The following is a 9,105-nucleotide window of genomic DNA, read 5'->3' as shown; positions in this document are numbered from 1 at the left end:
TCACTTTCAAAGATTTTTTCATTTCTTACTTGACTTTATATAGTTAGTCTTTCTTACCCCTTTAACACAATTTGAACATCTGATTCACCATTTTAAAAACTTGTACCACAACTCGACCATCTTTTTCAATTTCTTGGCTAAGGCATCATTGTGACCAATTTCCCTTTATCAGCAGGTTTTCATTTTTCTACAAATAACCTGTTGATTCCCTTTACTTCAGCTCGGCATCCCAAGCTTTGCACACATTGACCCAATCTTTTGCATCTGAAAACTGCTCTAACTCTGAACACGTTAATTCAATCGCTGAATTCGCTGTGCCACAAGCAGGGAAAACCGTTTGAAAGCGTTTTAAAGAAATATCTAAAAAGACAGGCATATTCGTTGCCAATGCAAATGGGCAAACGCCGCCGATTGGATGCCCTGTATAGCTTAACACATCGTCGGAGCTTAGCATTTTTGCTTTCACTTGAAAAGCCGCCTTAAACGCCGCATTATCAATTTTCGCATCACCAGCTGCCACGACTAAAAAAGCCGTGCCATCCGCCGCGTAAAACGACAATGTTTTCGCAATGCGCGCTGGAATGACTTGTAAAGCATTTGCCGCTTGCGCCACCGTCGCCGTTTGTTCAGAAAATGTTAAAATATGCTCCTCGTATTGAAGCGTTTGAAAATAGCTACGCACATGTTCACTCGCCATTTGCTTCCCCTCCTGCCAATAATGCCATGAGCTTTTCACTCGCTTGTTTTTTGCCATTTGCCTCCGTCACTTGTCCATCATGGCGCACGATTAAATGTAGCACATCATTGCCATACAGTGACGCTGAGCTATTTGCTACAGTATATTGCGCCTTTGATGTTTGCATGCGCAGCTTTGCACGCTCGATTAAATAGTTCGGATCTGTCGTTGCTTCTAGCTTAAAACCAACTAACGTCACATTAGGCGCCCAGCCTTTAATTTGTGGCAATATTTTTGGCGCTTTTTTAAAACGGATCGTCGGCGGCTCATCCGATGACATTTTCCCTCCAGCCTCCAACGCATTCCCAGCTTGATCAAATACTTGATCCACAACCCAATCCGAGCCTGCCACCGCCATAATCACGATATCAATTAGCTCCTCCTGTAAAAGCGTTTGCAGCTTTTCGGATAAGTCTTCAATTCCTTCAAAGCCAATCTTTCGCATTTGTGCAATACGGTCAGGCAATTTAGCGAAGTAGCCGTGCATATAAATTACTTCCGCCCCTAAATCGAGTGCAGCTTCTGCTAAATAGCAGCCCATAATGCCTTTCGATAAATTCGTATGGCCGCGCACTTGATCCCATTTTTCAAGTGTCCCCCCACTTGTAATGATGATTTTTTTCCCCTGTAGCATGCTTCTCTCTCCTTAATTGTCGCTTCACTTTAAATCTTCTTCATTTTCCTCGAGCCATTGCTGTAATACTTCAACAAATTTTTGCGCTGCTGGTGACAATGATTGCTTCGTTGCTAAGCCAATCGTTCTAAAGCTTTCCTGTTTTAATGGAATGACGCGAACGTTTGGCGGTAGCTGTGATAATACTAGCTTCGGTAAAATAGACACGCCGACATGATGCCCAACCATCGACATAATGCCCCAATCATCAAACAACTCAAAGCGAATATTCGGCTTAATATGATGCTTCTCAAATGTTGCAATCACATCATTCATCCCTCGATAGGAAGGCATAATGAACGGCTCCTGCGCAATTTCAAATAAATCAATCTCCTCTTTATTATAAAGGTGACTTTTCGAAGATACGATACAAAATAAATAATCTTTTTTCAATGGCATAAAATTAAATTGCTTGGAACTCGTTCGATTTAAAAAACCACAGTCAATTTCCCCATTAATAAGCCACTGCTCGATTTCATAATAATCGCCTTCGCGCAGCTCAATTTTTATACCAGGGTATTGATCGTCAATGGAGTGAATAATATTCGGCATCCACTGTGTCGAAATACTGGAAATCAGCCCGATACGCACCGTCCCCTTCGTCACACCAACAATTTTCGCTGCCTCCTGCTGAAGTAGCTCCTCTGCCTGCAACACTTGACGCATGGCGAGAAGCATCGTTTGCCCCTCTGTTGTTAGCTTAACGCCATTGCGATTGCGATGAATTAGAGCGAAGCCAAATTCCTTTTCTAAGCTCGACACCGCATGGCTCACAGCCGATTGCGTTAAGCCTAACAATTGTGCTGCCTCTGTAAAGCTTTGCACCTCTGCCACTTTATTTAAAATTTCATATTTGACTAAGCTCATAATGCTCTCCTTCAATACTCAAAAAATATTGTTAACTTAATAAAAGGCATGTCATATTCCTTCTAAAACAAGCAGTGACAGCCTTATTTTTATACATGAAAGTTTTTCATATTACCTATTATAAACATTCGTTTTACTAATCGTAAAGCACAGTTTATATTGTTTTCTATAGCAATTTTGTTTGATGAGGATGGGGTGAATGTTTTGAGCATACAAAGTAAAGCAAATATATTAATGGTGATTGTGACGATGTTTTGGGGATTATCTTATACGTTCATGGTCATGGGGTTAGATGCGCTTGAAACATACAATATCGTCGCACTTAGGTGCATCATTGCATTTGCAGTAGCTGGACTTATTTTTTATCAGAAAATGTTGAAAATAAACAAACAAATGATTTTTTATGCAAGTATTCAAGGCTTTCTTTTATTTGTTGTCTTTTCATTATCATTATTTGGTTTGCAAACGACTTCCGCATCAAATGCAGGCTTTATTTTAAGCTTAACGGTCGTGCTCGTGCCGATTTTTGTGAGCATATTAGAAAAAAAGCTTCCTTCACGCGCTATTACATTTGCCATCATTATGACAATGATTGGCATATGCGTTTTAACGTTGAAGGAATCAATGTCGTTCCAAATCGGTGATATTTTAGTGGCGATTGCCGCGGTTTGTTACGCTATTTATTTAATTTTAAATAGCAAATTCACCAAAAATGTCGATTCAATTACCTATGGCGTTTATCAATTAGGCTTTGCTGGAATTTTCGGCGCTGTTTTCTGTTTGTTTTTCGAAATACCGACAATCCCAACAACGACATCTGGCTGGATTGCCATTCTTGGGCTCGGCATTATTTGTAGCGCCTTTTGCTTTATCGGGCAATCCGTTGCACAAAAATATACATCACCTACACATACAGGCTTAATTTTTTCACTAGAGCCTATATTTGCAGCTATTTTTGCCCTTCTTTTCTTGAGCGAAGTAGTGACGATGCAATTATTAATCGGTGGTGCTCTTATTTTAGCAGGCAATGTCGTCGCACAGTTAGAGCAACTGTACCAGCTCCGCTTTGTACGCAAGCAAGCAGTTGAAGAGAATTCATATTAAAAATAGAGGCTGTATCTCAGACAGCCTCTATTTTTATTCTCCGTTTTTTTGGTTTTATTCTACGTTTTCAAGAATTTATTCTACGTTCTCCTTTCGGTTGCAACTTTTCTATCATGTTGTTCTATTTCCCTCCCCCTGCGAATACAATCTAATAGGCGCGCCTTATTCTGACAGTTCGAAATATATAATTAGTTTTCAAGAAATACAACACACTGTATGATAGAGTATGTGATTTTAACTTGATTCAGCAAGCCCTATGACTATAAGAAGGTATGTATGAATACCAGAAAAGTAGTATAAATCAGAGGGGACTCAGTCTCGATTGAGTTAGCTTAACCCTCGTCGGGATTGATACATCAGTGTAATGAATGAAACAATATATAAAGGACGTGTAAAAATATGATTGGACGTAATGATCCATGCCTTTGTGGTAGCGGTAAAAAATATAAAAAGTGCTGTGAAGGAAAAGCGCAAGTCACTTCTGCTTCATTGTTTAACGAAGAGGTTGAAATGATTTTACAAAGCTTTTATGAAACATATCCACAGCGTAAAGATATCAGCCAATATATTGATCTTGTACAGGCTTGGAGCCCTAAGCTGCAAGATCACCTACAAAAAGAGCTAATTGAAGCTGTAGCATTAGATGAATTTTTCTTCCACATGCGACCTGATATTTGGACAGGCTATTTGAAGAAAGTAAGCAAGAAAACCGTTCGCCCTGCAACGGTGCGCTTATTGGAAAATTGGACGTCGCCAGCGATGTTTATCGGTGCGATCTCTCATATAGATGAGCAGTATATTCATGCGACACATGCGCTGACGCAAGAAAGCGTGCAAATTCGTCGTGAAAACAAAAAGCCGATTCCTGAAGGCATGCAAATCTTTACATTTTTATTGCCTGATGGATCGGAGCAAGCGGGACATTTCCTCGCTGTCTCTACACTTATTTTCTTCTCTAGCGAATACGAAAAAGTTTTCCAAGCGTTTGCAAATGACTACCCAAGCGTAGAAAAAGCAGCGGACAATCATTTAGCCTTCTGGCAAATGCTTGTGGAAAATGGCTATGCAGGCGAAGAATTTACATCATTTGAAGCAGATGTGCTGACACAAGTTAAGCAATTTTTACAGCAGCATGCACTAAGTGAAGCACAATTAATTCCTGTTGTAGAGGATTATTTAATCGAGCAGCAGCCAGCAGCGCGCAAAGCGGCCGCAATCGCCGCTGGGGCAATTCGCTTCGGTCAAGAGCGTGCGCTATTTGAAGCGTCCTTTACGGTAAAGGAAATCGCTGAACATTTCGGCATCTCAGCTACATCCCTCAACAAATATTATCAAGATATGCTTGCTTATCAGCTCGCAACTGCATAAAAAATAAGGAGGTAGCCTCGGCTATCTCCTTTTCATTTATCACTGACCTTTATTAATTCTCGCCCTAAAAATTGTAGCTGCTCACCAACCGTACACGATTCTATACAAAATTTATGTGCACCAGGCTTGCCACGCTTTTGCCGCAAATCACGTAAAATAGGGCAGTCGACACAGTACGTATCCGTAATAAAATCAATTTCTTGCATAACAGATACTTTATTCATTTCCGCTCCCCCTCTAAATTTCACATTTCTTTATTATACTGTGTAGTAAATTCTTTTGTCCATTGCTAGTTGTTTTCAGCTTATAATAGAGAATGATAAGGAGGGTTTTCATGTTAGAAATTTATATTGATGGCGCCAGCGCTGGCAACCCGGGACCGAGCGGGATTGGACTGTTTATAAAAGGTGAAGGCCACCATCTTCAAATAAGCGAATATATCGGTGAAACGAATAATCATATTGCGGAATTTACCGCATTAGTGCGCGGCTTAGAAGAGGCGAAAAAGCTTGGGGCCACATTGATTTCTTTGCGCTCTGACTCTAAAATTGTCGTTGCCTCTATTGAAAAATCTTATGTGAAAAATGAAGAATTCAAGCCATTTTTAGCACAAGCACAGACATTAATTGAGGACTTTGAGCTATTTTTCATTAAATGGATTCCTGAAAAAGAAAATCGTGCAGCAGACGCCCTAGCACGCGAGGCTATTCAAAAAAAGCAAAGAACAAAATGAATAACTATGTAAAGAGTTTGTAAATTCCTTTGAATTCGCTAGAACATTGTCATGTCATCATGGTAAGTTTTGTTCATATTAGAATTAGGGAGAAACATGGATGGCTAATCAAATCAGCAAGCAAAAAAAGGACAAACTCTCATTGCGAACGCTCTTTGAGATTTTTATTGTTTCAACAAGGTTAGGATTCACCTCATTCGGTGGCCCTATTGCACATCTAGGCTATTTTCATGAGGAATATATTCGTAGAAGAAAATGGATGGATGAAAAGAGTTATGCTGACTTAGTAGCATTGGCGCAATTTCTTCCTGGTCCTGCAAGCAGCCAAGTTGGGATTGGCATTGGTGTTGCGCGTGGCGGTGTATTAGGAGGCATCATATCCTTTCTTGGGTTCACCTTCCCTTCTGTCATTGCCCTTATTATGTTTGCAGTGATTCTGCAAGGGGCAAGTATTGGAGAGGCCGGCTGGATACACGGTCTTAAATTGGTAGCTGTAGCAATCGTTGCACACGCCATTTTAGGGATGGCACAAAATTTAACACCCGACTTACACCGAAAAATAATTGCCTTATGCGCTTTAGTTGGCACATTATTATGGCAAACAATTTATGCTCAAATCAGCATCATTCTATTGTCTGCGTTGATTGGTTACTTCATTTATAAAAAGCAGACGATTCAAGAAAATCATACAAGTGTGCATTTTCCTATTTCAAAAAAACTAGGTGTCATTTGTTTAACTTTTTTCTTTGCTTTATTATTGCTATTACCACTCTTGCGAGAGGCCACTTCTATTCAATGGATTGCTATGTTTGATCGTTTTTATCGCGCGGGGTCACTCGTCTTTGGCGGTGGTCATGTCGTCTTACCATTACTTGAAAGAGAATTTGTTGCAACGAATTGGGTGAGTGCAGAAGCCTTTCTTGCAGGATACGGGGCCACACAAGCTGTTCCAGGTCCACTCTTTACCTTTGCAGCATATTTAGGAGCCGTTATCAATGGCTGGAAAGGTGGCTTCATCGCAACAGTTGCTATTTTTTTACCCGCTTTTCTATTAATTTTAGGAACACTACCTTTTTGGGATTCTTTACGCCATAACGCTAAAGTGAAAGGCGCATTAATGGGCGTCAATGCAGCTGTAGTGGGTATTTTAATTGCAGCATTTTACCAGCCAATTTGGACTAGTGCGATTATCGAAGCAAGTGATTTCGCATGTGCTGCCATACTCTTTAGTATGTTAGCTTATTTTAAGCTACCACCGTGGATGATTGTCATAGCTGGCATGCTAGCTGGCACATTATGGTCGCTGTTATAAGACATTTAAAAAGATGTTTTGAAAGTAGGACGCTTACCACTTTCCAAACATCTTTTCTCGTTCTTATGTGCGAATTTGCACCGCTTGTGTGCGAAAGACACATGTTTTCGTGCGAATTCCAGCTTCTTACGGGCGAATCACTACTTTCGACCTACATTTAACAAGGCGCCAACTGCCCCTGCAAAGCCGCGGTCCTGTATAAAAATCGGCTCATGCTTTTTCAATGTCGTGTAATTGGCAATAACCTTTTGTAAATCGGCATTATCTGCAAGTGTCGAACCGATATAGACGATATGAGCCGTTTCCTTTTGCTCAGCGAATTGAATGCTGAGTGTTGTAATCACTTCACCGACAAGTCCCTGTACAGTTGCTAAAACATCCTCCTGTGGATGCTCCACCGCTGCAGTAATGCCGACCTTGCCAAAGTTACTCGCTGTTAAATCGCCCGCAATCGGTGTGTCCATGCCTTGATAAATATCACGCACAAGCAAATCGATATTTTCGCGCACACCTTTTGAGGCAAGCTTCTTAATTTCATTAAAATCGCTCTGCCCTGTCAAGAGAGCCGCAAGCCCGACTAATGTTCCACCGCCAATACCTGTTCCACCGACGCGGAGATGGTGGTCATTTTTCATATAATGAATCGATGTCCCTGTACCGATATTGGTAATAATGGCATCGTCAATTTGATGACCTTCACGCATAAGTAAATATTGCACACCTTTTAACGTCGCCTCAAACTCTACGATATATTCGATTGCCTTCATCGTTTCCAGTTGCTCACGTAGCTGCTCTGTGCGCCCACCTGTGAGCCCGATTTCCTCCACATTCGGATGTTGCTTTAACCACTCTTTGACAAGTTGTAAATCATTCGATGGGAAGCTTTCTAGTATTAACTGATCCTGCTCATTCATATAAGCGATTTTCGTTAATGTTCCCCCTGCATCGATTCCGATCGATTTCACTATAAAAATCCCCTTTAAACTATATGCCGACTACCTCTTTCGGGAATAGATTGCGCTTTCTATACTCCTCAATAATGACATATTCATATTTTTTTAGTAATTGACAAATATTTTCTTCGTACGCTTTCACTGTTGGTACTTCGATTAATTTTTCAATTGCAAGCTCCTCTTCCTTCAATAAGCTTTGCCACTTCATATTTTCTGTTTTTGGCATTGTACATTGATGCAGACGCATCCACTTCGAAATAGATTTTAAACCCGCATAAGTTAAAATCACCTTGCCGACAGATTGTGCGCTCACTACCTGCAGTGTTTTTTGCAGCTTATGAGAAGGTTGCATTTTAATGATTTGCTTCATATAGGACTCGCCCTCTGCGCTTACTTGCTCTTTTTCCTGAATCGAGAAAGGCAAATGTTCACGATGCGTCATCTGCTCCACAATCTCAATACAATCCTGCTGCACTTTACAGCTTACATAAGAGACGATAATATCAAACGTTGTTTCAAGCTGACGTGAATAGGTAAAGAGCATCAGCATATCATTCGTTTGCTGCCCTTCCATTAATGCTTCCCCATTCGTCTTCGCAAAAATTTGCTGAAGGCTCTCGGCATCCGCTAAAGCTCGATGCTGTGTGCTTGCCTCCAAGTTTAACTCAGCCATTAATTTTTGTAAGCTTGGCTGCTCACGCAAGCCATGGGCAATCATATATTTTTGCTGATAATCGACCATTGGAAATAAAAAATCACTGCGCAAACGATTGCGATCCATTTCCTCTTCTAGCACTTTGCGATCAAATTCTCCAAATGTAAACAGCACATAATCTTGGTCACACCATTGCTGAAATTTTTGAATCGCTTCTTTAAAAGAGGGAGCCGTTAAAAGCTCCTCTGTTGTAATACCTGTTAGTTTTTGAATATGATAATTCAATTTTTTAAATTTATGAGGCTGAACAAGCTGCGTAAATGTTTCTTGCATACCATTCGGTAGCCATTTCACCGCACCAATTTCAATAATGTATTGTCGTCCCCGAATGAGCGCAGCCTCAATATCGATAAATATGTACGTTGTCTCACGTGTCATTTAGCCACCTACCATTGTTGTATTGCTTCTACTATTCTAACTTAGATTAGTAGTGAGGAAAACCCCCCTCGAATGAAAATAATGATTTCAGCAATTACTATTTTATCCTGTATTAACAATGTTTTTTACGGAAAGCATAGTAACAATGTTTATTACACCGAAAGCGAAGCGACAGGTGCAGATGGTTTTTGCACGAAAACAAAGTGACAGCAGCAGATGGGTTTTGCGCGAAAACGAAGTGACAGCGGCAGATGAGTTTTGCTCCG

The 9,105-nt window shown here is 40.6% G+C and carries 10 protein-coding genes; 4 read left to right on the top strand and 6 right to left on the bottom strand.

Translation table 11 applies throughout. The features are described from left to right. Positions 1 to 211: 211 nt before the first annotated feature. Genes C9J34_RS20345 through C9J34_RS20335 form a run of 3 tightly spaced genes read right to left on the bottom strand, consistent with a single transcriptional unit; the run spans position 212 to position 2,276 of the window. Entirely contained in the window at positions 212 to 697 is a 486-nt protein-coding gene (locus C9J34_RS20345) for a YbaK/EbsC family protein (protein WP_107842000.1), read from the bottom strand. After that, positions 687 to 1,370 carry a phosphopantothenoylcysteine decarboxylase domain-containing protein gene (locus tag C9J34_RS20340; protein ID WP_107841999.1) on the bottom strand — a complete coding sequence of 228 codons (684 nt, stop codon included), beginning with the start codon at positions 1,368 to 1,370 and terminating at the stop codon, positions 687 to 689. The genes C9J34_RS20345 and C9J34_RS20340 overlap by 11 nt, the downstream gene beginning before the upstream one ends. 24 nt (positions 1,371 to 1,394) lie before the next feature. Continuing rightward, a complete protein-coding gene (locus tag C9J34_RS20335; RefSeq protein ID WP_107841998.1) occupies positions 1,395 to 2,276 on the bottom strand; it encodes a LysR family transcriptional regulator in 882 nt (293 codons plus the stop codon). A 204-nt stretch (positions 2,277 to 2,480) separates the two neighbouring features. On the opposite strand from C9J34_RS20335, the gene C9J34_RS20330 reads away from it, so the two are divergent. Both C9J34_RS20330 and C9J34_RS20325 read left to right on the top strand, forming a co-directional pair. Continuing rightward, positions 2,481 to 3,380 (top strand): DMT family transporter, encoded by a 900-nt coding sequence (locus tag C9J34_RS20330; protein ID WP_107842001.1) that lies wholly within the window; start codon positions 2,481 to 2,483, stop codon positions 3,378 to 3,380. 399 nt (positions 3,381 to 3,779) lie between these two features. Continuing rightward, a complete protein-coding gene (locus tag C9J34_RS20325; protein WP_107841997.1) occupies positions 3,780 to 4,748 on the top strand; it encodes a YecA family protein in 969 nt (322 codons plus the stop codon). 32 nt (positions 4,749 to 4,780) lie between these two features. Here C9J34_RS20325 and C9J34_RS20320 read toward each other — a convergent pair whose 3' ends face one another. Next, a complete protein-coding gene (locus C9J34_RS20320; RefSeq protein WP_107841996.1) occupies positions 4,781 to 4,972 on the bottom strand; it encodes a zinc-finger domain-containing protein in 192 nt (63 codons plus the stop codon). A gap of 110 nt (positions 4,973 to 5,082) precedes the next feature. Here C9J34_RS20320 and C9J34_RS20315 point away from each other — a divergent pair, with 110 nt between their 5' ends. Both C9J34_RS20315 and C9J34_RS20310 read left to right on the top strand, forming a co-directional pair. Continuing rightward, positions 5,083 to 5,481 (top strand): ribonuclease HI family protein, encoded by a 399-nt coding sequence (locus C9J34_RS20315; RefSeq protein ID WP_107841995.1) that lies wholly within the window; start codon positions 5,083 to 5,085, stop codon positions 5,479 to 5,481. A gap of 100 nt (positions 5,482 to 5,581) precedes the next feature. After that, a complete protein-coding gene (locus tag C9J34_RS20310; protein ID WP_107841994.1) occupies positions 5,582 to 6,793 on the top strand; it encodes a chromate transporter in 1,212 nt (403 codons plus the stop codon). 140 nt (positions 6,794 to 6,933) lie between these two features. On the opposite strand, the gene coaW is transcribed toward C9J34_RS20310, so the two are convergent. Both coaW and C9J34_RS20300 read right to left on the bottom strand, forming a co-directional pair. Beyond that, positions 6,934 to 7,761 carry a type II pantothenate kinase gene (coaW, locus tag C9J34_RS20305; protein WP_107841993.1) on the bottom strand — a complete coding sequence of 276 codons (828 nt, stop codon included), beginning with the start codon at positions 7,759 to 7,761 and terminating at the stop codon, positions 6,934 to 6,936. Between the two features lie 16 nt (positions 7,762 to 7,777). Then, complete coding sequence (locus tag C9J34_RS20300) at positions 7,778 to 8,839, bottom strand: 3'-5' exonuclease (protein ID WP_107841992.1); 1,062 nt, start codon at positions 8,837 to 8,839, stop codon at positions 7,778 to 7,780. Between the last annotated feature and the right edge of the window lie 266 nt (positions 8,840 to 9,105).

This window comes from Metasolibacillus meyeri (assembly GCF_003049505.1).
Taxonomy (GTDB): Bacteria; Bacillota; Bacilli; order Bacillales_A; family Planococcaceae; genus Metasolibacillus; species Metasolibacillus meyeri.
This window is presented reverse-complemented; position numbering and strand designations above follow the sequence as displayed.

Bases quoted from the DNA above. Each gene is read 5' to 3' on its own strand.
- C9J34_RS20345 (WP_107842000.1), bottom strand. From the start codon at position 697: ATGGCGAGTGAACATGTGCGTAGCTATTTTCAAACGCTTCAATACGAG.
- C9J34_RS20340 (WP_107841999.1), bottom strand. From the start codon at position 1,370: ATGCTACAGGGGAAAAAAATCATCATTACAAGTGGGGGGACACTTGAA.
- C9J34_RS20335 (WP_107841998.1), bottom strand. From the start codon at position 2,276: ATGAGCTTAGTCAAATATGAAATTTTAAATAAAGTGGCAGAGGTGCAA.
- C9J34_RS20325 (WP_107841997.1), top strand. From the start codon at position 3,780: ATGATTGGACGTAATGATCCATGCCTTTGTGGTAGCGGTAAAAAATAT.
- C9J34_RS20320 (WP_107841996.1), bottom strand. From the start codon at position 4,972: ATGAATAAAGTATCTGTTATGCAAGAAATTGATTTTATTACGGATACG.
- C9J34_RS20315 (WP_107841995.1), top strand. From the start codon at position 5,083: ATGTTAGAAATTTATATTGATGGCGCCAGCGCTGGCAACCCGGGACCG.
- C9J34_RS20310 (WP_107841994.1), top strand. From the start codon at position 5,582: ATGGCTAATCAAATCAGCAAGCAAAAAAAGGACAAACTCTCATTGCGA.
- C9J34_RS20300 (WP_107841992.1), bottom strand. From the start codon at position 8,839: ATGACACGTGAGACAACGTACATATTTATCGATATTGAGGCTGCGCTC.